The organism is Citrobacter sp. Cpa228 (assembly GCF_030333085.1).
Taxonomy (GTDB): domain Bacteria; phylum Pseudomonadota; class Gammaproteobacteria; order Enterobacterales; family Enterobacteriaceae; genus Citrobacter; species Citrobacter pasteurii.
The window spans coordinates 1-22473 of the sequence record NZ_JAOWGQ010000030.1 but is presented as its reverse complement, the minus strand read 5'-3'; the positions used below and the strand labels follow the sequence as shown (position 1 = coordinate 22473).

The 22473-nt window shown below is 49.5% G+C and carries 23 protein-coding genes; 10 read left to right on the top strand and 13 right to left on the bottom strand.

Annotated elements, in window-relative coordinates; all coding sequences use genetic code 11:
• Positions 1 to 3: 3 nt before the first annotated feature.
• The 5 genes from urtE to urtA are packed head-to-tail and all read right to left on the bottom strand — an operon-like array spanning position 4 to position 5473.
• Positions 4 to 702 carry an urea ABC transporter ATP-binding subunit UrtE gene (urtE, locus tag OGX91_RS00440; protein WP_005122752.1) on the bottom strand — a complete coding sequence of 233 codons (699 nt, stop codon included), beginning with the start codon at positions 700 to 702 and terminating at the stop codon, positions 4 to 6.
• 9 nt (positions 703 to 711) lie between these two features.
• Positions 712 to 1509, bottom strand: a complete 798-nt coding sequence (urtD, locus tag OGX91_RS00435; RefSeq protein WP_040231114.1) for an urea ABC transporter ATP-binding protein UrtD — start codon at positions 1507 to 1509, stop codon at positions 712 to 714.
• The gene (gene urtC / locus OGX91_RS00430) at positions 1509 to 2582 is read right to left on the bottom strand and encodes an urea ABC transporter permease subunit UrtC (RefSeq protein WP_005122757.1); all 1074 of its coding nucleotides are present in this window, start codon (positions 2580 to 2582) and stop codon (positions 1509 to 1511) included. Before urtC ends, urtD begins: the two co-directional genes overlap by 1 nt.
• Positions 2582 to 4156 (bottom strand): urea ABC transporter permease subunit UrtB, encoded by a 1575-nt coding sequence (urtB, locus tag OGX91_RS00425; protein ID WP_149692321.1) that lies wholly within the window; start codon positions 4154 to 4156, stop codon positions 2582 to 2584. Before urtB ends, urtC begins: the two co-directional genes overlap by 1 nt.
• A 45-nt stretch (positions 4157 to 4201) precedes the next feature.
• Positions 4202 to 5473, bottom strand: a complete 1272-nt coding sequence (urtA, locus tag OGX91_RS00420; protein WP_149692311.1) for an urea ABC transporter substrate-binding protein — start codon at positions 5471 to 5473, stop codon at positions 4202 to 4204.
• Positions 5474 to 5958: 485 nt separating this feature from the next.
• Here urtA and mgtS point away from each other — a divergent pair, with 485 nt between their 5' ends.
• Both mgtS and OGX91_RS24130 read left to right on the top strand, forming a co-directional pair.
• Entirely contained in the window at positions 5959 to 6054 is a 96-nt protein-coding gene (gene mgtS / locus OGX91_RS00415) for a protein MgtS (protein WP_003032406.1), read from the top strand.
• Positions 6054 to 6098: a hypothetical protein gene (locus tag OGX91_RS24130; protein WP_420889184.1), complete on the top strand. Its 45-nt coding sequence runs from the start codon at positions 6054 to 6056 to the stop codon at positions 6096 to 6098. The genes mgtS and OGX91_RS24130 overlap by 1 nt, the downstream gene beginning before the upstream one ends.
• 239 nt (positions 6099 to 6337) lie before the next feature.
• On the opposite strand, the gene OGX91_RS00410 is transcribed toward OGX91_RS24130, so the two are convergent.
• The 3 genes from OGX91_RS00410 to dcp form a co-directional block, all read right to left on the bottom strand.
• Positions 6338 to 7264: a diguanylate cyclase gene (locus OGX91_RS00410; protein ID WP_286625124.1), complete on the bottom strand. Its 927-nt coding sequence runs from the start codon at positions 7262 to 7264 to the stop codon at positions 6338 to 6340.
• Positions 7265 to 7550: 286 nt separating this feature from the next.
• Entirely contained in the window at positions 7551 to 8090 is a 540-nt protein-coding gene (locus OGX91_RS00405) for a hypothetical protein (RefSeq protein WP_137378524.1), read from the bottom strand.
• 84 nt (positions 8091 to 8174) lie between these two features.
• On the bottom strand, positions 8175 to 10220 hold the full coding sequence (gene dcp, locus OGX91_RS00400; protein ID WP_286625123.1) for a peptidyl-dipeptidase Dcp: 2046 nt from the start codon (positions 10218 to 10220) through the stop codon (positions 8175 to 8177).
• A 137-nt stretch (positions 10221 to 10357) separates the two neighbouring features.
• Between dcp and ydfG the strand changes: the two genes are divergently transcribed.
• The 3 genes from ydfG to ydfZ all read left to right on the top strand — a co-directional run bounded on the left by ydfG (position 10358) and on the right by ydfZ (position 12271).
• Complete coding sequence (gene ydfG, locus OGX91_RS00395) at positions 10358 to 11104, top strand: bifunctional NADP-dependent 3-hydroxy acid dehydrogenase/3-hydroxypropionate dehydrogenase YdfG (protein WP_005121142.1); 747 nt, start codon at positions 10358 to 10360, stop codon at positions 11102 to 11104.
• Positions 11105 to 11190: 86 nt separating this feature from the next.
• Positions 11191 to 11877: a GntR family transcriptional regulator gene (locus OGX91_RS00390; RefSeq protein ID WP_005121143.1), complete on the top strand. Its 687-nt coding sequence runs from the start codon at positions 11191 to 11193 to the stop codon at positions 11875 to 11877.
• A 190-nt stretch (positions 11878 to 12067) separates the two neighbouring features.
• A complete protein-coding gene (gene ydfZ, locus OGX91_RS00385) occupies positions 12068 to 12271 on the top strand; it encodes a putative selenium delivery protein YdfZ (protein WP_005121144.1) in 204 nt (67 codons plus the stop codon).
• A gap of 66 nt (positions 12272 to 12337) precedes the next feature.
• On the opposite strand, the gene OGX91_RS00380 is transcribed toward ydfZ, so the two are convergent.
• From OGX91_RS00380 to OGX91_RS00365, 4 genes are all read right to left on the bottom strand, one after another.
• Positions 12338 to 13813, bottom strand: coding sequence for a mannitol dehydrogenase family protein (locus OGX91_RS00380; protein WP_005121145.1), 1476 nt, complete (start codon positions 13811 to 13813; stop codon positions 12338 to 12340).
• Positions 13814 to 13974: 161 nt separating this feature from the next.
• Positions 13975 to 15309, bottom strand: coding sequence for an MFS transporter (locus OGX91_RS00375; protein ID WP_286625118.1), 1335 nt, complete (start codon positions 15307 to 15309; stop codon positions 13975 to 13977).
• 60 nt (positions 15310 to 15369) lie between these two features.
• Entirely contained in the window at positions 15370 to 16584 is a 1215-nt protein-coding gene (gene rspA / locus OGX91_RS00370) for a starvation-sensing protein RspA (RefSeq protein ID WP_286625116.1), read from the bottom strand.
• A gap of 107 nt (positions 16585 to 16691) precedes the next feature.
• Positions 16692 to 17018: a YnfA family protein gene (locus tag OGX91_RS00365; protein ID WP_005121149.1), complete on the bottom strand. Its 327-nt coding sequence runs from the start codon at positions 17016 to 17018 to the stop codon at positions 16692 to 16694.
• A gap of 154 nt (positions 17019 to 17172) precedes the next feature.
• Here OGX91_RS00365 and OGX91_RS00360 point away from each other — a divergent pair, with 154 nt between their 5' ends.
• Positions 17173 to 17514: a DUF1283 family protein gene (locus tag OGX91_RS00360; protein ID WP_005121150.1), complete on the top strand. Its 342-nt coding sequence runs from the start codon at positions 17173 to 17175 to the stop codon at positions 17512 to 17514.
• 37 nt (positions 17515 to 17551) lie between these two features.
• Positions 17552 to 18112 carry a spermidine N1-acetyltransferase gene (gene speG / locus OGX91_RS00355; RefSeq protein WP_005121151.1) on the top strand — a complete coding sequence of 187 codons (561 nt, stop codon included), beginning with the start codon at positions 17552 to 17554 and terminating at the stop codon, positions 18110 to 18112.
• A gap of 6 nt (positions 18113 to 18118) precedes the next feature.
• On the opposite strand, the gene OGX91_RS00350 is transcribed toward speG, so the two are convergent.
• Positions 18119 to 18829 carry a YnfC family lipoprotein gene (locus OGX91_RS00350; RefSeq protein WP_005121152.1) on the bottom strand — a complete coding sequence of 237 codons (711 nt, stop codon included), beginning with the start codon at positions 18827 to 18829 and terminating at the stop codon, positions 18119 to 18121.
• 103 nt (positions 18830 to 18932) lie between these two features.
• On the opposite strand from OGX91_RS00350, the gene OGX91_RS00345 reads away from it, so the two are divergent.
• From OGX91_RS00345 to OGX91_RS00335, 3 genes are all read left to right on the top strand, one after another.
• Positions 18933 to 19241 carry a DUF1161 domain-containing protein gene (locus tag OGX91_RS00345; RefSeq protein WP_137378523.1) on the top strand — a complete coding sequence of 103 codons (309 nt, stop codon included), beginning with the start codon at positions 18933 to 18935 and terminating at the stop codon, positions 19239 to 19241.
• A 149-nt stretch (positions 19242 to 19390) separates the two neighbouring features.
• Positions 19391 to 21817, top strand: a complete 2427-nt coding sequence (gene ynfF / locus OGX91_RS00340; protein ID WP_005121154.1) for a selenate/tellurate reductase subunit YnfF — start codon at positions 19391 to 19393, stop codon at positions 21815 to 21817.
• 10 nt (positions 21818 to 21827) lie between these two features.
• Positions 21828 to 22445 carry a DMSO/selenate family reductase complex B subunit gene (locus OGX91_RS00335; protein WP_155021037.1) on the top strand — a complete coding sequence of 206 codons (618 nt, stop codon included), beginning with the start codon at positions 21828 to 21830 and terminating at the stop codon, positions 22443 to 22445.
• The last annotated feature ends 28 nt before the right edge of the window (positions 22446 to 22473 follow it).

Here is a 22473-nt window from a genome sequence, read left to right as displayed (position 1 = left end):
GATTCAAATGGCAACCAACCCACGCACACCTTCTGCTGCCATATTTTCACCTGATCCGCGTTGAATAATGCTTCCTCGCGACATTAACAGGTATTTGTCTGCAAGCTGTTCGGCAAAGTCATAAAACTGCTCCACCAGCAATATAGCCATATCACCACGATGGGCCAGTTGGCTGATAACCAGGCCAATCTCTTTTATCACCGAAGGCTGGATCCCCTCTGTTGGCTCATCGAGGATCAACAACTGCGGGCGACTGGCCAGCGCCCGGCCAATAGCTAACTGTTGCTGTTGCCCGCCCGACAAATCACCGCCCCGCCGGTATTTCATCTCCTGTAATACCGGAAACAACGCATAAATTTCATCCGGTACACGTTTTGCCTCTTGTGCTGAAAACCGGGAGAGTCCCAGCAACAGATTCTCTTCAACCGTCAGGCGAGGAAAAATATCGCGGCCCTGCGGCACATACGCTACCCCCGCCTGCACCCGCTGATGTGGCTTACGGAGAGTAATGTTTTTACCCTGCCAGATAACGCTGCCACTGCGGGTTGGAATCAGACCCATCAGACACTTCAGCAGTGTCGTTTTGCCAACCCCATTACGCCCCAGCAGACATGTTACTTCACCGATACGCGCCTCAAAACTCACGCCGCGCAGGATATGGCTGCCGCCATAGTATTGATTTAGTTCATTTACCTGTAGCATCAGCACTCCTTAGCGTCCGAGATACACTTCAATCACCTGCTCATTGGCCTGAACATCACGCAGGCTCCCCTCGGCCAGTACCCGCCCCTGGTGCAATACCGTGACGTGATCAGCAATACTCTCAACAAACCCCATATCGTGCTCAACCACCATCAGAGAATGTTTTCCGGCAAGCTGGCGAAACAGTTCAGCGGTGTATTCCGTCTCGGCATCCGTCATCCCGGCAGCCGGCTCATCCAGTAGCAACAAATGCGGCTCCTGCACCAGCAACATACCAATCTCCAGAAATTGTTTCTGTCCATGGGAAAGGCGTCCGGCACGACGGGCGCGTTCGTTACTCAGTCGCAACAGCGTCAACATGTCATCGATGCGATCCCGCTGTTCTCCCGATAAACACGCCCGTAAGGAACCCCAAACGGATTTATCATTTTTCATCGCCAACTCGAGGTTCTCTTCCACCGTCAACGCTTCAAAAACGGTCGGTTTCTGAAATTTGCGACCAATGCCCTGGCGAGCAATGGCGATGGCGTCGAGTGAAGTTAAATCAATGGATTGATCGTAAATCGCCCGCCCACTTTGTGGCTTCGTTTTACCGGTGATGACATCCATCAACGTGGTTTTTCCCGCGCCATTGGGTCCAATTACGCAGCGTAACTCGCCAACCCCAATATTGAGCGTCAAATCCGTTAGCGCCTGGAAACCATCAAAGTTAACGTTTATTTTTTCCAGTTGGAGCACGGGATCTGTTTGATTGCGAAAGCGATCGCCCGGCATCTGGCGGGTAAAAAGCCCTTCATCTGGCTGCATTATTTGTCTCCCTTGCGAAACAGACCAATCACGCCACGAGGCAAAAACAGCGTAACGCCAATAAAAATCAGGCCGAGAAACAGTTGCCAGTATTCAGGCATGATGACGGTAAACCAACTTTTAGCGCCATTCACCAGTACCGCGCCAAACACCGGGCCAATCAATGTACCGCGCCCACCCAGTGCGACCCAAATCGCAGCTTCAATTGAGTTGGTGGGTGACATTTCACTGGGGTTAATGATACCCACCTGCGGAACATACAGCGCCCCCGCCAGTCCGCACAGGACGGCAGAGAGCGTCCACACCAGTAGTTTGAAGCCCTTTGGGTCATACCCGCAGAACATCAACCGATTTTCAGCGTCGCGAACGGCTGTCAAAATACGGCCAAATTTACTGCGAGCCAGCGCCCACCCTAGCCACAGCGCCAGAGTCAGCAGCACAACGGTCGCCAGGAACAACGCAATACGTGTCGTGGTCGCCGTCACCGAAAATCCCAGAATGGTGGTAAAACCAGTAAATCCGTTATTACCGCCAAACCCGGTTTCGTTACGGAAGAACAACAACATACCGGCAAAGGTCAGTGCCTGCGTCATGATGGAGAAATAGACACCTTTGATTTTTGAGCGGAAGGCAAACCAGCCAAATATCAACGCCAGCAAGCCTGGCACCATAACAACCAGTACCATCGCCCAAAGGAAATGCTGCGTTCCCCACCAGAACCACGGAAGTTCAGTCCACGACAGGAACGACATAAAAGCGGGCACCCCTTCACCAGATGCCTGGCGCATCAGGTACATCCCCATCGCATAACCGCCCAGCGCAAAGAAAATACCGTGGCCCAGCGACAGCATTCCGGCATATCCCCACACCAGATCCAGGGCAACTGCCACAATGGCATAACAGAGAATTTTCCCAACCAGTGTCAGTGTCCAGACAGATATCGCCAGCGGATGATCCGTAGGCAACAGCGCGAGAAATGGCAGAATAATCAGTGCCAGCAGTAAAGTCAGTCCCAGCACACAGGTAATACGCGGCGCTTTGCGCGCCAGCGTTAATGTCATTGGCATCGTCATCAGTCAATGACCCTCCCTTTTAGCGCAAACAGCCCCTGCGGACGTTTTTGAATAAACAGAATAATCAGCACCAGAATCATAATTTTGCCGAGGACGGCCCCAACCTGCGGTTCGAGAATCTTGTTGAAAATCCCCAAACCAAACGCCGCCGCGACGCTCCCGGCAAGCTGTCCAACGCCACCCAGCACCACCACCAAAAATGAATCAATGATGTAGCTTTGCCCCAGTTCTGGTCCCACGTTGCCCAACTGCGATAGCGCCACGCCCCCAAGTCCGGCAATGCCGGAGCCTAAACCAAATGCCAACATATCCACGCGCCCCGTGGGAACGCCGCAGCAGTCAGCCATGCTGCGGTTTTGCGTCACCGCCCGCACGCGCATACCCAGACGGGTTTTATTCAGCAACAACCACGTGAAGAACAGCACCAGAATGGCAAATCCCAGCACCACAATCCGGTTCCACGGCAAAATCAAATTGGCATAGACCTGAATACCACCCGACAGCCACGCCGGGTTAGCTACCTCGAGGTTTTGCGCACCAAAGGTCATACGCACCAACTGGATCAGCATCAGACTAATCCCCCATGTTGCCAGTAGCGTTTCAAGTGGGCGTCCGTACAAATGGCGGATCACAGTGCGTTCCAGCAGCATTCCAATAGCGGCGGTCAGCAAGAAGGCAACCGGCAGCGCAATCAGCGGATAAAAGGCTAACCACTGCGGGAAAAACTGGCTCATCAGCTGTTGCACCATCCAGGTACAGTAAGCGCCAAGCATCAGCATTTCACCGTGCGCCATATTAATGACGCCGAGTAGTCCGTAGGTGATGGCCAGCCCCAGCGCCGCCAGCAATAAAATAGACCCCAGCGATAATCCCATAAACGCCTGGCCAAGCAGCTCTCCAACCTTCATTCGATGTCCGATGGTATTCAGGCTTTCGCTGGCGGCAGCGCGTACGCGCGCATCGGGTTCATGTTCCACCTGGGTGAAAGGCTGTAATCGCGCTTGTGTTTCAGGATCATTGGATGCGCCCAGCAATTCGATGGCCTGGCGCCTGATATCGGGCGAAGTGCTGTTCAGTTGCAGGTTTGCCAGAGCAACCGCGAGGGTGGATTTCACGCCAGCATCCGTCTCCTGCATTAGCCTTTGCTGCAAAAATGGCAGCATCACTGGCAGTGCTTCACGTTGTAATGTCCGGGCAGCGGCCATTCTAAAAGTGACACTGTCACTTAATAACTGATGAACAGCCAATGTGCCAGCCACCAGGTTACGCAGGCGGTTAGTCAGGCGGATTTTTTTTAATTCGCCACTGGGTGTGCTCGCCGCCCCCAGAGATTGCACACGTGAACCGTTCATCGTGAACGCATTTTTAACGTCATCGGTCAGCAGGTTTTCGCCACTCAGGGCATTAAGCAAAGGTAAACGCTGAACATCGGGGTTAATCGCCCATTGTTCCAGTAATGTCGCCTGCTGTGTCCGACTGGCCGCGGCGAAGGTATCGGCATCTGTTGCCTGCGCTATCCACGGCAAAAGCCACGTCAGCAACAACACGCCACGAATAAAGCGCATGGCTTTCATGATAGCGTTCTCCAAAATTGGGCCCTCCCACAGGAGGGCGTAAGATCAGTTGCTGGCGGTTTTGACGGGCTGCTCAGATTTCTTATCATTCCCGGCGATATACGGACTCCACGGTTGGGCACGGACCGGGGCATCCGTTTGCCATACCACGTTAAACTGACCGTTACTTTCGATTTCGCCAATCATGACGGGTTTATGCAGGTGATGATTCGTTGCATCCATTGTCAGCGTAAAGCCAGAAGGTGCCGCGAATGATTGCCCCGCCATGGCTGCGCGAACTTTATCTACATCCGTCGTTCCGGCTTTTTCAACTGCCTGCGCCCACATGTGCAGGCCAACATACGTGGCTTCCATCGGATCGTTCGTGACCACAGAATCAGCATTCGGCAATTTGTGCGCTTTCGCATAGGCGCGGTAATCAGCGATAAATTGCTTATTGGTGGCATTATCAACGGATTCAAAATAGTTCCAGGCCGCAAGATTGCCTACCAGGGGTTTGGTATCAATACCGCGCAACTCCTCTTCTCCAACAGAGAACGCAACAACCGGAACATCGGTCGCTTTCAGACCCTGGTTAGCCAGTTCTTTATAGAACGGAACGTTAGAGTCGCCATTAATGGTAGATACCACCGCCGTTTTCCCCCCTGCGGAGAATTTTTTGATGCTGGCGACGATGGTCTGGTAATCGCTGTGACCAAACGGGGTATAAACCTCTTCAATGTCTTTATCCGCAACGCCTTTTGAATGCAGCCAGGCACGGAGAATTTTATTGGTTGTTCGCGGATAGACGTAGTCGGTGCCCAGCAGGAAGAAACGTTTTGCACTACCACCGTCTTCACTCATCAGATACTCAACCGCCGGAATAGCCTGCTGGTTGGGCGCGGCGCCAGTATAGAAAACGTTAGGTGACATCTCTTCACCTTCATATTGCACGGGATAAAACAACAGGCCGTTTAACTCTTCAAATACCGGCAGTACAGATTTGCGCGAAACCGATGTCCAGCAACCAAAAACCACCGCCACTTTGTCCTGGCTTAGCAACTGACGGGCTTTTTCGGCAAACAGCGGCCAGTTTGACGCCGGATCGACCACTACCGGCTCCAGTTTTTTCCCCAGTACACCGCCTTTGGCGTTGATCTCATCAATGGTCATCAACGCCACATCCTTCAGCGGCGTTTCAGAAATAGCCATTGTCCCGGACAACGAATGCATGATGCCAACTTTAATGGTGTCGGCGGCCTGAACGCTAAAACTCATCCCCATAGCCACCACAGAGGCAGAAAGAGCAAAGGCTTTTAATAATGTACGACGCTGCATAGTTTCACTCCTGAAAGTAGATTTGCTGAAAGCTCCGGTGCAGCCGGAAAGACAAAACGGTGCAAATTAAGGGTGTTCAGAAGGGATAAGGCAAAAACAGTGCCAGATATGAAAAAATCATATAATTCAATAAATTATAAATATCACCAATAAAATACAGATAGAAAGAATGCGTCGTCATGACGGCAAGAGCGAAGAATTGAACCACCATGACACAGTGTTGCATTATAAACGTGCAACATCCTGTGTCCGGACAACCCGGTAATTGCAGCGGATTACAAGATAAAATTATGATTATTTGCCGATGGGTGCGCCTGTTTCGTCACTTTTATTTATTTTCTTCGACGAGAAAAAGCCAAAATCTTACATTTCAGACGAAATATTCACACAGTTCACTCTTTGTTTAAGTTCAAATTGCTACTATAGTCATTAACGAGGTGAAATTAAGGTAAGAGAGGAAACTCATAGATAAAGGAGCATTTACTATGCTGGGTAATATGAATATTTTTATGGCTGTTCTGGGAATTATTTTATTTTCCGGTTTCCTGGCCGCGTATTTTAGTCACAGATGGGATGATTGATGAACGGAGATAATCCTGCACCGAACCGGCCCCTTGTCGCGTAACTGCACAAGGGGCCATTTTTTTACCGGCTTCCCTTCCCTGAATCATTTCTCTGAATTACAGATAAAAAAAACCGCCGGAGAAACCAGCGGTAAATGCTTGCATGGATAGATTTGTGTTTTGCTTTATACGTTATCTGACAATTCCCTGCGAAGATAACGGATAGTCAGCTAACATATCATTGACAACCACAATGGAAGTTAAACGAAACGTAACTACAGCAGATCTACGCTGATAAAATTCACGCTCTGACGCGCGGTGTCAGTTGATCATTGGTGCCAACTAACGTGATTTCCTCTTTTTCATCCATAAACATGCAGCGATTCCTGCCGGTCTGTTTCCCTTCATACATGGCTCTGTCAGCACGTCCAAGCCCGTTGTCCAGCGTTTCACCCTGTTGAACTCTGGTAATGCCAGCCGTTACCGTTATGCCGATTTCGCCTTCTGGATAAGGGATTTTTTTCTGGCCAATCAGATGACAAAGACGCAACCCTGCCTGGCAAGCCTGCTCGTCCGTTTTGGTTCGGATGATGACAATAAACTCCTCACCACCATAGCGATAGGCAACCTCATCATATCGGGTCCATGCTAATAAATTTGACGCCAGACTGCGCAACACCCTGTCACCAACCAGATGTCCGTAGGTATCATTAACATGTTTAAAACGGTCGATATCCAGCAACAATATGTACAGGTTAAGCGGCTCAGCATCGAGTAACTGCTGGTCAAACGACTCATCAAGCATTCTTCTGCCAGGCAAACCTGTTAACACATCAATATTACTGCGGATAGTCAGTAAATATATTTTGTAGTCCATGACCGCAGACGTAAATCCCAGTAACGCATCCTGGAAACTGTCGAAATGCCATGAATGGCTACGCTCTTCCACGATTGCCAATAGCAATTCCTTGCCTAACAAATGCATTTTCTCATGTGTCGCGTGAATATTGCTGACATAACTGCATTCATCATCATCGTGCTGCGGATTGTCTTTGAGCCATTGCCCAAATTGACAAACAGCGTGAGAGTCATCGCCCGAAATATCAGGCTGAGTAACGTCTGATGACACCACACAGCGGAACATTTTCACTAGCCACTTATAATGAGCATCAATTGATTTGTTAAGTTCGATTAAAATTGCATCTATTTCCTGCGTTCTTCTGATCATCACGGTTTCCTTCCCTGTATGAACATTTAGACATGGGCATTTTAGCGCCAAAAAGGAAAACTTATGTAAATTTTTTAATAGTAATTAATATTAAAGAAAGCGAACAAAAATCACCTTGCATGATAATATATTAACCCGCAATCAAAATAACCTTGATAATCAATATGATAGAATGGATGTTATTTTTCTTGTTTTATATTTAATGAAACAAAACACCTCTGAGTTAAATCGCAAAAAACGACGATAATATTAACCGCATGAAATGTGACACTTGAAGACGATTTCCTCAATGAACGGCTTCGTGGTAAAGAATCTGCCCGCCCATACCTGAAATCAACTTATCAACCCGAATATAATCCTTATAGAAAAAAGAGGGAGCATCATCCCAGTGGCAGAGCGCGATTTCACGCTTCAGATATGTGTCATAGTAGATAACACGAGCCTTACATGACCGGGTTCTTCCTCCAGATTGAATGGGGTATTTCATCTTGAATCTGAAATTATCACTCACATGCTGATTAGCTGATGAAATCATTATTAATTCTGGAACGTTCCAAAAAGTAAAACTCAGGCACATCGTAACGGTCAGGAAAACGCCAAAAAGCCGCTTAACCCTATCTGCTACGTACTTATTTCTTAGGTACACGCGCCAGGCCATGAACACGCCTGGCAGAAAGGCGATTCCAATAATAACTGACTTATAAAGCACCCCGTCAAAAAGGTACGTGTCATGAGTGATTTTGTCTGCCCATGCACACCAAATAACCCAGGTAACAGCAAAGCAGAATGAAATCAGCTCGACCTTTGTTGGCAACCTCATCGTCATTCATCCATTTCACATTTTGGGGAAGAAAAAATCACGCTAAAAACCGGGCATCGCGCCCGGTTCAATTTTTTGGCTGACAATGCCTTAAGCGCTCAAACCACGATGTTTGAGCATTGGCTCCATTTTTGGATCTCGGCCGCTCCATTGGCAATAAAGCTCAGCTAAATCAGTGCTGTTACCACGGGACAAAATCGCTTCGCGGAATTTCTGCCCGTTTTCACGGGTCAACCCGCCCTGCTCTACAAACCACTGATAGCCGTCATCGGCCAACATTTGCGTCCATAAATAAGCGTAATATCCTGCGGCATAGCCACCACCGAAGACATGGGCAAAATAGCTGCTGCGATAACGCGGTGGTACAGCCTGCAGATCCAATCCTTCCGCAGCCAGGGCCTGCTGCTCAAACTCATCAACTGACAGCGATGACACACTCTGCTCCAGGCTGTGCCAGCGCATATCCAGCAATGCAGCACTGAGAAGCTCCGTCATATCATAGCCTTTGTTAAACAAGCTGGCCCGTTGCATCTTCTCCAGCAATGGCTGGGGCATTTTTTCACCTGTTTCAACATGGCGAGCATAACGCGCGAAAACCTGCGGATCACTCGCCCAGTGTTCGTTAATCTGCGACGGGAACTCGACGAAATCACGCGGAGTATTCGTGCCTGACAGCGTTGCATACCGTTGGCTGGCAAACAGACTATGTAACGTGTGTCCGAACTCATGGAACAATGTGATGACATCATCCCACAGCAGCAAGGCGGGTTGGCCCTGAGCAGGTTTCTGATAATTGCAGACGTTGTAAATTACCGGTCTGGTTTCATTTTGCAGAGATTGCTCAACAAAATTTCCCATCCAGGCACCACCGCTTTTTGATTCACGGGCAAAAAAATCACCATAAAATAGCGCCAGTCCTACGCCATCATGATCGAAAATCTCCCAAACCCGTACATCCGGATGATAAACAGGGATGTCAAAACGCTCGATGAATTTAATGCCAAATAGCTGGTTTGCCGTCCAGAAAACACCTTCATTCAGCACCGTATCCAGGGCAAAGTAAGGTTTAAGCAGAGCTTGATCAAGAGCATATTTTTCACGACGCACCTGCTCGGCATAATATGCCCAGTCCCAGGCCTCAACCTCGAATTGTCCCTGTTGCTGATTAATCGCTTTCTGAATTTCAGCCTGCTCATTCAGCGCGCGTTGACGTGCAGCGGGCACGATCGCCCGCATAAAAGAAAGTGCCGCTTCTGGCGTTTTCGCCATCTGATCGGCAATTTTCCAGGCTGCAAAATTCGCAAAACCCAGTAATGTTGCCTGCTCTCTGCGGATCTCCACCAGCCGTTTAATGATAGCGCGGGTATCGTTGGCATCATTTTTTTCCGCTCGCGTCCATGCCTGGGTAAACAGGTTTTCTCGTGTCTGTCGATCGCGTAACGCAGCAAGTGCCGGTTGTTGTGTGGTGTTCAATAGTGGGATAACCCAGCGAACCTCAAGTCCTTTGTCGCTGGCGGCTTGCGCCGCAACGGCAATTTCTTCTGCGCTGAGTCCGTCAAGTTGCCGGACATCATCCACGACCAGTGCCCCCGCTTTGTTCGCCGCCAGCAGACGCTGATTGAACTGGCTGGTTAACGTCGCCGACTCCGTATTTAGCGCTTTCAGACGCGCTTTGTCGGCGTCATTAAGACGCGCACCTGCCAACACAAAGCGTTGGTGAACCACCTCCAACAGACGCAATGATTCACCTTCCAGCGCCAGCGAAGAGCGTTGCTGCCAGACGGCATCTATACGCGCAAAAAGTGCGTCATTGAGATAGATATCATTGGCCAGCGCGGCCAGTTCGGCGGAGAATTCCTCGTCAAGACGCTGCAGCTTATCGTTGGTATGCGCTGCCGTCATCGCAAAGAAAACGCTGGTGACGCGCGTCAACAACGCCCCACTTTGCTCAAGCGCCAGCAACGTATTTGTGAAATCAGGAGTCTGTTGGTTTTGCACAATCGCCGCTATTTCAGCGCGTTTTTGTTTCACACCTTCATCAAACGCGGGCCGATAATGGCAATCTTCAATCTGATCAAATTGCGGTGCCTGGTAAGGTAATGTGCTGTGGTGCAAAAAAGGATTTGTTAACGACATCTTTTCCTCCTGAAAACGATTTGTTTACTAGAGTAGGCCTCCCAGGATTCGACCGCAATCTCGTTAAGCAGGAATAGCTCTGAACAGAAATGACGTGCTATGGTAGTACTACATAAAAAGCGTTGAGGAACAGTGAGATGATCGTTTTAGTAACCGGAGCAACAGCAGGTTTTGGTGAGTGCATTACGCGTCGTTTTATTGAGAGTGGGCATAAAGTTATTGCCACCGGACGCCGCCAGGAACGTCTGCAGGAACTGAAAGATGAACTGGGCAATAATCTGTATACCGCCCAGCTTGACGTACGCAATCGCGCATCCATTGAAGAGATGCTGGACGCCCTGCCTGCCGAATGGCGCAATATCGATATTCTGGTCAACAATGCCGGTCTGGCGCTGGGTCTTGAGCCAGCCCACAAAGCGAATGTCGATGACTGGGAAACCATGATCGATACCAACAACAAAGGCCTGGTTTATATGACTCGTGCCGTTCTGCCTGGCATGGTCGAGCGTAACCGCGGCCACATTATTAATATCGGCTCTACCGCCGGTAGTTGGCCGTACGCTGGCGGGAACGTGTACGGTGCAACCAAAGCGTTTGTTCGTCAGTTTAGTCTGAACCTGCGTACAGACTTACACGGCACAGCAATCCGCGTTACCGACATTGAACCCGGACTCGTTGGCGGTACCGAGTTCTCTAATGTGCGTTTCAAAGGCGACGATGATAAAGCAGGTAAAACCTACGAAAATACCACTGCACTGACTCCGCAAGATGTCACTGAAGCCGTATGGTGGGTTGCTTCGTTACCGGCTCATGTCAATATCAATACCCTTGAGATGATGCCAGTCACCCAGTCTTTTGCCGGGCTTAGCGTGCATCGAAGCTAAATGAGATACCCGGCCTTGTGCCGGGTATAGAAAGCGCTCAATAAGTGATAAAATAGCCGGGTTAACTCTTTAATAAGTAAGAATGAATGACCGTAGAAACGCAGCTCAACCCTACACAGCCGGTAAATCAGCAGATTTACCGTATTCTTCGCAGCGATATCGTGCATTGTCTGATTGCGCCCGGTACGCCATTGTCGGAGAAAGAGGTTTCCGTACGCTTTAACGTGTCTCGCCAGCCGGTACGAGAGGCATTCATCAAACTGGCAGAAAACGGTTTGATTCAGATCCGTCCACAACGTGGCAGTTACGTGAATAAGATCTCGCTGTCGCAGGTGCAAAATGGCTGTTTTGTACGTCAGGCCATTGAGTGTGCCGTGGCCCGCCGCGCCGCCTCGATGATCACCGATAACCAGTGCTATCAACTGGAACAAAACCTGCATCAGCAACGCATTGCCATTGACCGTAAACAGCTCAACGATTTCTTCCAGCTTGATGATGAATTTCATCAGAAACTGGCATTAATCGCTGATTGCCAGCTTGCCTGGGACACCGTCGAGAATATTAAAGCCACGATTGACCGTGTACGCTATATGAGTCTGGATCACGTCTCCCCACCTGAAATGCTACTTCGTCAGCACCATGATATCTTTGCGGCGCTGGTAAAGCATGATGGCGATGCCGTCGGGCATGCAATGATGCTGCATCTACAGGAAATTAGCGAATCTGTTCAGCTTATTCGTCAGGAAAATAGCGACTGGTTTAGCGAAGACTAATACGTAGCTCACCTCTCACTGAGGTGAGTTTCCCCGAAAGATCCCCTCTCCTGCATATCCCTATAAAAAAAGCTGTGATTTTGATCGAAAACAAAAAAAATCATTACCGAGAAGCGTATTTATATTGCGCCCGTTACGTGGGACTAAAAGCCCACGGGCTTTGACGGTAAGTTGGAAAGGAGAAAACACCATGAAAACATACGATCGTAACCGCAACGCAATCACCACTGGCAGCCGCGTCATGATTAGTGACAGCGGACTCACCGGCCGTATTACAGCCATTGACACCGACGGCCTGACCGCTGAGCAAATCCGCCGCGGTAAAACAGTGGAAATCGAAGGATGTGAAGGCAAATATGCCCCCCTCGAACTGATTCGTTTAGGCATGAACTAATTGGTGTGAATGCCAAAAACAATGCGCCATCTGGCTGTCGTTAAAGCCGGATGGCGACATAACGCTTTATCTTACTGACTGTAATTTCGCAGCATATTTCGCAACCGTTGCCTTCGCGCCTTCCGCCAGCAAAGTCAGGTACGCTTCTGTAACCCGCTTTTTAACCAGTTCAATTTGCGGCAGTTCATCACCAAAAATAGCGTCAATTGCCAATAGTGCCTGCACACGATCTTCACCTTCGTGACTGTTCTGTACCGCTTGCTGGATCACTGGCAGCAACGGATCGCTAATTTCAATGGCTTGTCCCTGCTCATCCACGCCCCCGACATAGCGCATCCAACCCGCCACACCGAGTGCAAGCAGATCAAAACCACTACCGTGCACGATATGCCAACGCACAGAGTCAAGCATACGTTGCGGCAGTTTCTGACTACCGTCCATGGCAATCTGCCAGGTACGGTGGCGCAACGCAGGGTTGCTATAGCGGTCAATCAGTAAGTCGGCATAATGCTGGAGATCCACCCCTTTCACTTTTAATGTTGGCGCTTGCTCCTGCAGCATCAACGCGCGGGCAGCGACACGATAGTTCTCATCACCCATGCAGTCGTTGATGTGTTGATATCCTGCCAGGTAGCCGAGGTAAGCAAGGAAAGAGTGGCTGCCGTTAAGCATGCGCAACTTCATCTCTTCGAACGGGATAACATCTGCCACCAGTTCAGCCCCGGCTTTTTCCCACTCTGGACGCCCAGCGACAAAGTTATCTTCAATGACCCACTGACGGAACGGTTCACATGCCACACCAGCCGGATCGCGTACCCCGGTAAGTTGTTCAATTTTGTCCAGCGTATCTGCGGTTACCGCCGGGACAATACGATCAACCATTGTTGACGGGAACGTCACATGTTGTTCGATCCATGCCGCCAGCTCAGCATCCACCGCCCGGGCATACGCAGTGACAACATTGCGCATCACATGGCCGTTTTCTGGCATGTTGTCGCAGGACATCACGGTAAACGCACCTAAACCTGCGGCTTTACGGCGAGCCAATGCTTCAACCACCACACCCGGCGCGGTCTTCGGCTGTTTTGGGTTTTGCAGGTCGGCGGCAATCATCGGGTTATCCAGCATCAATTGTCCGGTTGCTGGAGAATGGCAATACCCCTTCTCAGTAATGGTCAGGGAAACGATCGCCACCTGCGGTTCACACAGAGCAGCCAGTACAGCCTCCAGGCCATCAACCTGCGCATGCAACGCCTTTTTAACCACGCCAACAACTCTTGCGGTCCAGGCATCCGCAGACATTTCCGCAACGGTGTACAGGTTATCTTGCTGTTTCAAATCAGCAATCTGCTGCTCTCCGCCAATCAGGTTTACTTCGCAATATCCCCAGTCACTATTGTGATCTGCAGCCAGAATGTCAGCGTATACCCCCTGGTGTGCGCGGTGGAAAGCACCGAACCCGAGGTGAACAATACGCGGAACCAGTTTTGTACGATCGTAGCCAGGAAGTGCAGCCTTTGCCGCTAAGAGCTTGTTTTGCATTGTATTACCTACTTATCAATGAAATCAGGATTGCCTCAGAGTAACGCCTGTATGGTTGTATGTTTTGATTTGCATTAAACTTTTTATGATTGGTATGACATCATTTATTGAGTTATGTACCAAGGTCGGTGAATTTGGCGGCATACTGCCGCCAAAGGATATTAATGTTTCTGCCACTGCTGGTATTCACGCTTAAGTCTTTGCGGAGCGGTTTCCGGCATCATCAACAAACCAATAATTGAGATAACGCCAAGTACAATCACATAGGTTGCAAGTCCATAGTAATGTCCACCTGTTACTTGCAGAATTTTTACTGCAACTAAGCCAAGAATCCCACTGCCTATTAGCGACCCCAGTTGCCAAATTAATGCTATTCCGCTACAGCGAATATGAGTTGGGAAAAGCTCCGGAAAATATGAAGCCTGAGGTGCATAACACATACTATGTCCAATACTCAGCACCATAATCATTACTATTTGTGTAAGCCAAAAACTATCCTGATTAATAGCAAGGAAGAAAGGAATAATCATAACGACCTGCAGCAACGCACCGATAATATAGACTGGTTTACGTCCAATTTTATCGCATAGCGATCCCATCAACGGTATGGCAATGATTTCTATTATGACCGCAACGATCATTGTCTCCATCAAAATACTAGCATCAAGATTATTTGCCTTACCGTAAGCCAAAACAATCACAGTGAACATTGCAAATGTGCAAGCTTCAATCAGTTTCGCACAGACCCCCTTGACAACAATGCCAGGAAAATCGCGGATAACTTCAACGAGTGGACGTGATTCTTCTGCTTTTGTCTCCCTAATCTGAGCAAAGACAGGTGACTCATCAATTTTTAAGCGGATAAACAGTCCAACAATAACCAGTAACAGACTCAACAGGAACGGTATACGCCACCCGTAATCCATCATTGCTTCTGGAGAAAGTGTGGCATTTAACAACGCAAAGAGTGCTAACGGCAGAAGGAATCCAACCGGGGCACCGATCTGAACCCAACTGGAAAAAAATCCACGATGTTTGGGTTCAGAATATTCAGCAGTCATCAGTACTGCACCGGCTTGCTCTCCGCCAACCCCAAATCCCTGTAATACACGAATAAAAATAAGTAAAGCTGGAGCCCATACACCTATTTTCTCATATGTAGGTAATAACCCGATACAGAACGTTCCCAAACCAACAATTAATATGGTAATAACCAGTGCTTTTTTACGCCCAACTTTATCGCCAATATGGCCAAAGACAATTCCTCCTAATGGTCTTGCAAGGAAACCAACAGCATAGGTTGCAAAAGCAGCGAGAGTACTTATTAACGGATCGTCACTTGGGAAAAATAAATGACCAAAAAAGAGTACAGCTGCTGTCCCGTATGCAAAAAAATCATAATACTCAGCAGCAGTACCAATTGCGGATGCTGAAGCCACCCGACGAATAATGGGTTTATTATCTACGTTATTTTTAATATCGACTGAACTAACCATAAGTTTAACCTTCTGTAGGGTATTGGGTTAATCAACATCTTTCGTACGTAAAATTTACATTTACCAGTTCCACAGCGTGCCATCTTCAAGACGGGCGACCGGCAGATATGCGGGATCGTACGGATATTTCGCTGCAAGTTTTTCGTCAAACTCAATACCGAGACCGGGTTTGTCACCTGGGTGCATATAGCCGTTATCAAAGGTCCAGTTATGCGGGAACACTTCCAACATCTGTTCTGAGTACCCCATATATTCCTGCACCCCGAAGTTTGGTACCCACAGATCGAAATGCAGCGCAGCGGCCATGCAGACTGGCGACAAATCGGAAGGTCCATGAGAACCCGTGCGCACCTGATAAAGTGAGGCAAAATCAGCAATACGACGCATACCGGTGATACCGCCTGCGTGGGTAATAGTGGTGCGAATATAGTCGATCAGCTGTTCTTCAATAAGCTGCTTGCAGTCCCAGATACTGTTGAACACTTCCCCTACCGCAATCGGCGTGACCGTATGCTGGCGGATCAGGCGGAAGCACGCCTGATTTTCAGCCGGAGTAGGATCTTCCATCCAAAATAAACGGTATTGTTCAATGCTTTTGCCAAAACGGGCCGCTTCAATTGGCGTCAGGCGGTGATGCATGTCATGCAGAAGATGTTCATCAAAACCAAATTTTTTGCGGACGGCTTCAAACAATTTCGGTGTGAAATCGAGATATTTCTCCGTCGACCACAGTTGCTCTTCCGGCCACTGGCCTTTGGTCGCCGGTTCGTAGGCCAGGCCTTTACCTTTAGACATACCGTAGGTGGTCTTCATCCCCGGTACACCACACTGCACACGGATCGCTTTAAATCCCATCTCTTTATGACGCGCGTAATCCTCCAGCACATCATCAATGGAATGACCCGTTGTGTGACAGTACACCATGACGCCTTCGCGCGATGCGCCCCCCAGCAACTGGTACAACGGCATGTTCGCCGCCTTCGCTTTGATATCCCACAGAGCCATATCCACCGCAGAAATCGCCGACATCGTTACCGGGCCGCGACGCCAGTAAGCCCCCTTGTAAAAAAACTGCCAGATATCCTCAATTCGATGCGCATCACGTCCAATTAGCTGTGGACACACATGATCTTTCAGGTAGGACGCCACGGATAATTCACGCCCGTTTAGTGTGGCATCCCCTAATCCGGTGATCCCATCGTCTGTCGTGATTTTCAGCGTGACAAAATTACGTCCTGGACAGGTAACAAAAACTTCAGCCCCGACAATCTTCATTTTTTAATCCTTACATCTCTTCTTGTGATGCAGGAAATTTACCCAACTGAACTACTACCATACAAGTATGAAGATCAAAAAAGCGCTCACCGATCACAAAAAAGGCGCTATGCGCGCCCCCATCCGGCCACGATGATCAACATCCCACACAGTGCCACTAACGCGCCGGACCAGTCGTACAGGCTCAGTTTTACGCCATCGACAATGCGTAACCAGAGCAGTGCAGTCACCACGTAGACACCACCATACGCGGCATATACCCGCCCGCTCGCCGCCGGATGTAGCGTCAGCAACCAGACGAACAGCGCTAATGACACCCCAGCGGGAACCAGCAACCAGGCCGTCGCCCCACGCTTAAGCCAGAGCCAGGGTAAAAAGCAGCCAATGATTTCGCATAACGCGGTGACGAAGAAAAGTAATGTTGTCTTAAGCATTGGAGTTATTCAGTTACCTTCGGTTTAACCATAATACGACAGAATATGTCCAACGTATCCATATGCGCCCAGTGGGTATGCCCTGGCGCAGGAATAGTGTAGAATTTAACCCTGTTTTATCGTTTTTTTCCCTTTCTCATTAAAGGAATTCGCCATGAAAATTACACTGACCAAACGCCTGTGTCTGACGGCCATGCTGACGCTGGCGGCGGCCGTGTACACCTCTTCCGTATTTGCTGAAACCAGTAAACTGGTCATAGAGTCCGGGGACAGTGCGCAAAGTCGTCAACAGGCTGCAATGGAAAAGGAACAATGGAACGATACGCGTCAGTTGCGTCAGAAAGTCAACAAGCGTACAGAGAAAGAGTGGGACAAAGCCGACGCTGCTTTTGATAACCGTGATAAATGCGAACAAAGCGCGAACCTGAATGCGTATTGGGAGCCTAACACCCTGCGTTGTCTCGATCGCCGCACTGGCCGCACCGTTGCCCCATAATCATTGTGCTCACCAGAAGATATTGAAAGGATACGATATGGCAAGCGCCCTCAGTGTAAAGCTGCGCCCGCTGGAGCGTGAAGATTTACGTTTCGTCCATCAGCTTGATAACAACGCCAGCGTCATGCGCTACTGGTTTGAAGAACCTTACGAAGCGTTTGTTGAGCTGTCAGACCTGTATGACAAACACATTCACGACCAAAGTGAACGCCGTTTTGTGGTCGAGTGTGACGGTGAGAAAGCCGGGCTGGTGGAGCTGGTTGAAATAAACCATGTGCACCGCCGGGCTGAATTTCAGATCATTATTTCCCCTGATTATCAGGGCAAAGGACTGGCAACGCGCGCGGCAAAGCTGGCGATGGATTACGGTTTTACCGTACTCAACTTGTATAAGCTGTATCTGATCGTTGATAAAGAGAACGAAAAAGCTATCCACATCTACCGTAAACTCGGCTTTATGGTCGAAGGCGAGCTGATTCATGAATTCTTTATCAACGGCCAATACCGCAACACTATCCGTATGTGTATCTTCCAACAGCAATATCTGGCCGATCACAAAACACCGGGTTCCAGCCTGTTACAACCTACCGCTCAGTAAAAGCGGTTAGTAGTAATCAATGGTGTTTTCAATCGAGTAATGATGCTCAACTGCCGGCTTTACGCTTTCGTCAACGATAACCAGCTGGCAGTTGACCGGATTAGCATACGAATCATACTTACAGGTTTGTTTGACGTTACCTAAAGGGTGATCGTTCAGTATGCTTACTGCCGTGTAATCCAGTTTTTTCAATGGATCGACTGACGGTTTAGCCTCAACCTGCAGCGTATTGTCCTTACTGATGGTGGTTTTACCGAGCGGGTAGCCTTCCGCGTCATACCGGTACTGCACCTTCATCTCTTTTCCCGTGGCGGACACAACAAAACCGTTATCGTCGGTATCCCACACTACCCCCGCCGAAGGCAGTTCCGCCAGTTGGCATTTCCCTTGTAAACGGATCCGTTTTTCCAGTGTTTCGGCGTCCCGATAGAAGTTCGCATCCAGCACTAATGCCATACCCGTATTATTTTCGACATCATGCAATTCCAGCGTATCAAAACAGCCTTCCTGTGAGAGCGTACCTGTGACGCGCTTAGTCACTTCGCCTTTGTCGTTGAGCAGTGTCTGACTAAAATCTTTCACTGGGCCGCGTAGCGGATCAAAATCAAATTCATTGGAGAAGCTGGCCATTTCCGGCGTAAAGGACACCAGCCCTTTGGCGTTATCACACCCAACCAACACGATACACAGGAAACCTAACAGGGTCTGTTTCTTCACATTTTTCACCGGGATAAGAAGATAATTCTCAATCATATTAGCAAATACAGTTATTTACACCAGAAATGCTAATCTTAGTTTATGTCGATCACGAAAGGAGTTGATGATGAAATACATAACAGGAATTGCCGCGAGCTTATTACTGGTCGCTTCCCCGCAGATCCTGGCGGCGCCCGCGTCATGTGAGCGCGTGAAGAGTGATATCGAACAGCGCATTATTAATAATGGTGTCGCGGAATCCAGTTTCACGTTGAATATTGTTCCTAATGATCAGGCCGATCAGCCTGATTCACTGGTGGTCGGTCATTGTGCTAATGATACGCACAAGATCCTCTATACCCGAACCAACAGCGGTAACGCACCCGCAAACAGTAGCCCTTCTCAGGACGGTCACGTGGCTGAGCCGCAATAAATTTTACCCTCCGTTCGCGGAGGGTCACTCCTGTTTGATATGCATTAATAAGATTTACCTCTAAATAGGTAGACTCAACTTCATTGTTAGCAAGCTAGTTATTTCGTTATAAAACAATATATATAACGACAATTACAATGGAGTGGGTTATGTCTGAAGATGAGCAATATGGAGGTATTAGCCGCAGGACGTTAGTGAAATCCTCGGCTATAGGTTCACTGGCACTTGCTGCCGGTGGCCTGTCACTACCCTTTGGTATTCGTGCCGCTGCTGCTGCAGTACAGCAATCAGTGCAACCTGTTGAAGATAAGGCTGTCTGGAGTTCCTGTACGGTTAACTGCGGCAGCCGTTGCCTTTTACGTCTGCATGTGAAAGATGATGCAGTCTACTGGGTTGAATCTGACACGACCGGTGATGATACCTACGGTAACCACCAGGTTCGCGCCTGCTTGCGTGGTCGTTCGATTCGCCGTCGTATGAACCACCCTGACCGCCTCAAATACCCGATGAAACGCGTTGGTAAACGTGGTGAAGGTAAATTCGAGCGTATCAGTTGGGATGAAGCGCTGGATACCGTTGCCGGCAATCTGAAGCGTATCTTGCATGATTACGGTAATGAAGCCGTTCACGTTCTTTACGGTACCGGTGTGGATGGCGGTAATATCACGAACTCCAACGTCCCCTACCGTTTGATGAATTCCTGTGGTGGCTATCTAAGCCGTTACGGGAGTTACAGCACCGCACAAATCAGCGCCGCCATGGGATACATGTTTGGTGCTAACGACGGTAACAGCCCCGACGATATCGCCAACACAAAGCTGGTTGTGATGTTTGGTAATAATCCAGCCGAAACGCGTATGAGCGGCGGTGGCGTAACCTGGTATGTCGAGCAGGCACGTGAGCGGTCAAATGCCAGAATGATCGTTATCGATCCACGCTACAACGACACCGCCGCAGGTCGTGAAGATGAATGGCTGCCTATTCGCCCAGGGACGGATGCTGCACTGGCCGCCGCAATCGCCTGGGTGCTGATCACAGAAGATCTGATTGATAAACCTTTCCTTGATAAATACTGCGTCGGCTACGATGAAACCACTCTCCCCGCCAGCGCACCGCGTAATGCGCACTACAAGGCCTATATATTAGGTGACGGCCCGGACGCAATTGCCAAAACACCGCAATGGGCATCTCAGATTACCAGCATCCCTGCAGACAAAATCATCCAGTTAGCGCGTGAAATCGGTTCGGCAAAACCTGCTTACATCTGTCAGGGCTGGGGACCGCAACGCCATTCCAACGGTGAACAGACAGCCCGAGCAATCACCATGCTCTCTGTTTTGACAGGAAACGTGGGAATTAACGGCGGTAACTCCGGTATGCGTGAAGGGACCTGGGATCTGGGCGTTGAATGGTTCTCCATGTTAGAGAACCCGGTCAAAACACAGATATCGGTGTTCACCTGGACGGATGCTATCGATCATGGCGCAGAAATGACAGCCACCCGCGACGGTGTACGCGGCAAAGATAAACTGGATGTGCCTATCAAGTTTATCTGGTGCTATGCCAGTAATACGCTCATCAACCAGCATGGCAACATTGCTCATACTCATGACGTTTTACAGGATGACAGTAAGTGCGAAATGATTGTCGGCATTGAGCACTTTATGACCGCATCGGCGAAGTACTGCGACATCCTGCTGCCGGATCTGATGCCTACTGAACAGGAAGACCTCATTTCACATGAGTCCGCCGGGAATATGGGCTATGTGATCCTCGGACAGCCCGCTACCTCACCTAAATTTGAACGAAAACCCATCTACTGGATGTTAAGTGAAGTCGCTAAACGCCTGGGCCCGGACGTCTATCAAAAATTCACGGAAGGCCGCACCCAACACGAGTGGGTGAAATATCTGCATGCCAAAACCAAAGAACGTAACCCGGAAATGCCGGATTACGAAGAGATGAAAACGACCGGTATTTTCAAGAAAAAATGCCCGGAGGAACACTATGTCGCCTTCCGCTCATTCCGCGAAGATCCCGCGGCAAACCCATTGAAAACGCCATCAGGGAAAATTGAGATTTACTCTGAAAGACTGGCCACCATTGCCGAGACATGGGAACTCAAACAAGACGAGATTGTGCATCCGCTACCGGCTTATGCGCCAGGCTTTGACGGCTGGGACGACCCCAAACGCAAAACGTATCCGCTACAGCTCACCGGATTCCACTATAAGGCGCGAACTCACTCAAGCTACGGCAACATTGATGTTCTACAACAGGCATGCCCGCAGGAAATCTGGATTAACCCCGTCGATGCTCGTTCACGTGGCATTCATCACGGCGATACGGTACGGGTGTTTAACAGCAATGGTCAGATGCTGATCGCCGCAAAAGTCACACCGCGTATTTTGCCCGGCGTGACAGCCATCGGCCAGGGCGCATGGCTCAATGCTGATATGTTTGGTGACCAGATCGATCACGGTGGCTCTATTAACATTCTCACGTCACATCGTCCTTCTCCGTTAGCGAAGGGGAATCCATCCCACAGTAATCTCGTTCAGGTTGAAAAGGCGTAAGGTGTAATCCATGACGACTCAATACGGATTTTTTATCGACTCCGCCCGTTGCACCGGTTGTAAAACTTGCGAACTGGCCTGCAAAGACTTCAAAAATTTAACGCCGGACGTCAGTTTCCGCCGTATTTACGAATACGCAGGCGGCAACTGGCAGGAAGATAACGGTGTCTGGCACCAGAACGTTTTCGCCTACTACCTCTCCATTGCGTGTAACCACTGTGAAGACCCGGCCTGTACCAAGGTGTGTCCAAGCGGCGCGATGCACAAACGTGAAGATGGTTTTGTGGTCGTGGATGAAGACGTGTGCATTGGCTGTCGCTATTGCCACATGGCCTGCCCGTATGGCGCACCGCAATACAATGCCGCCAAAGGACACATGACCAAGTGCGATGGCTGTCATGAACGTGTTGCTGAGGGTAAGAAACCCATCTGTGTCGAATCCTGCCCGCTGCGTGCGCTGGACTTCGGCCCGATAGAGGAACTGCGTAAAAAACACGGCACCCTGGCCGCGGTTGCGCCGCTCCCTGGCGCGCACTTTACCAAACCGAGCATCGTCATCAAACCAAATGCCAATAGCCGCCCGACCGGGGATACCACGGGTTATCTGGCTAATCCGAAGGAGGTGTAAGATGGGAAGTGGATGGCATGAATGGCCG

Excerpts from the sequence above, each read along its gene's own strand:
- urtE (WP_005122752.1), bottom strand. The coding sequence starts at position 702 with ATGCTACAGGTAAATGAACTAAATCAATACTATGGCGGCAGCCATATC.
- urtD (WP_040231114.1), bottom strand. The coding sequence starts at position 1,509 with ATGCAGCCAGATGAAGGGCTTTTTACCCGCCAGATGCCGGGCGATCGC.
- urtC (WP_005122757.1), bottom strand. The coding sequence starts at position 2,582 with ATGACGATGCCAATGACATTAACGCTGGCGCGCAAAGCGCCGCGTATT.
- urtB (WP_149692321.1), bottom strand. The coding sequence starts at position 4,156 with ATGAAAGCCATGCGCTTTATTCGTGGCGTGTTGTTGCTGACGTGGCTT.
- urtA (WP_149692311.1), bottom strand. The coding sequence starts at position 5,473 with ATGCAGCGTCGTACATTATTAAAAGCCTTTGCTCTTTCTGCCTCTGTG.
- mgtS (WP_003032406.1), top strand. The coding sequence starts at position 5,959 with ATGCTGGGTAATATGAATATTTTTATGGCTGTTCTGGGAATTATTTTA.
- OGX91_RS00410 (WP_286625124.1), bottom strand. The coding sequence starts at position 7,264 with ATGATCAGAAGAACGCAGGAAATAGATGCAATTTTAATCGAACTTAAC.
- OGX91_RS00405 (WP_137378524.1), bottom strand. The coding sequence starts at position 8,090 with ATGACGATGAGGTTGCCAACAAAGGTCGAGCTGATTTCATTCTGCTTT.
- dcp (WP_286625123.1), bottom strand. The coding sequence starts at position 10,220 with ATGTCGTTAACAAATCCTTTTTTGCACCACAGCACATTACCTTACCAG.
- ydfG (WP_005121142.1), top strand. The coding sequence starts at position 10,358 with ATGATCGTTTTAGTAACCGGAGCAACAGCAGGTTTTGGTGAGTGCATT.
- OGX91_RS00390 (WP_005121143.1), top strand. The coding sequence starts at position 11,191 with ATGACCGTAGAAACGCAGCTCAACCCTACACAGCCGGTAAATCAGCAG.
- ydfZ (WP_005121144.1), top strand. The coding sequence starts at position 12,068 with ATGAAAACATACGATCGTAACCGCAACGCAATCACCACTGGCAGCCGC.
- OGX91_RS00380 (WP_005121145.1), bottom strand. The coding sequence starts at position 13,813 with ATGCAAAACAAGCTCTTAGCGGCAAAGGCTGCACTTCCTGGCTACGAT.
- OGX91_RS00375 (WP_286625118.1), bottom strand. The coding sequence starts at position 15,309 with ATGGTTAGTTCAGTCGATATTAAAAATAACGTAGATAATAAACCCATT.
- rspA (WP_286625116.1), bottom strand. The coding sequence starts at position 16,584 with ATGAAGATTGTCGGGGCTGAAGTTTTTGTTACCTGTCCAGGACGTAAT.
- OGX91_RS00365 (WP_005121149.1), bottom strand. The coding sequence starts at position 17,018 with ATGCTTAAGACAACATTACTTTTCTTCGTCACCGCGTTATGCGAAATC.
- OGX91_RS00360 (WP_005121150.1), top strand. The coding sequence starts at position 17,173 with ATGAAAATTACACTGACCAAACGCCTGTGTCTGACGGCCATGCTGACG.
- speG (WP_005121151.1), top strand. The coding sequence starts at position 17,552 with ATGGCAAGCGCCCTCAGTGTAAAGCTGCGCCCGCTGGAGCGTGAAGAT.
- OGX91_RS00345 (WP_137378523.1), top strand. The coding sequence starts at position 18,933 with ATGATGAAATACATAACAGGAATTGCCGCGAGCTTATTACTGGTCGCT.
- ynfF (WP_005121154.1), top strand. The coding sequence starts at position 19,391 with ATGTCTGAAGATGAGCAATATGGAGGTATTAGCCGCAGGACGTTAGTG.
- OGX91_RS00335 (WP_155021037.1), top strand. The coding sequence starts at position 21,828 with ATGACGACTCAATACGGATTTTTTATCGACTCCGCCCGTTGCACCGGT.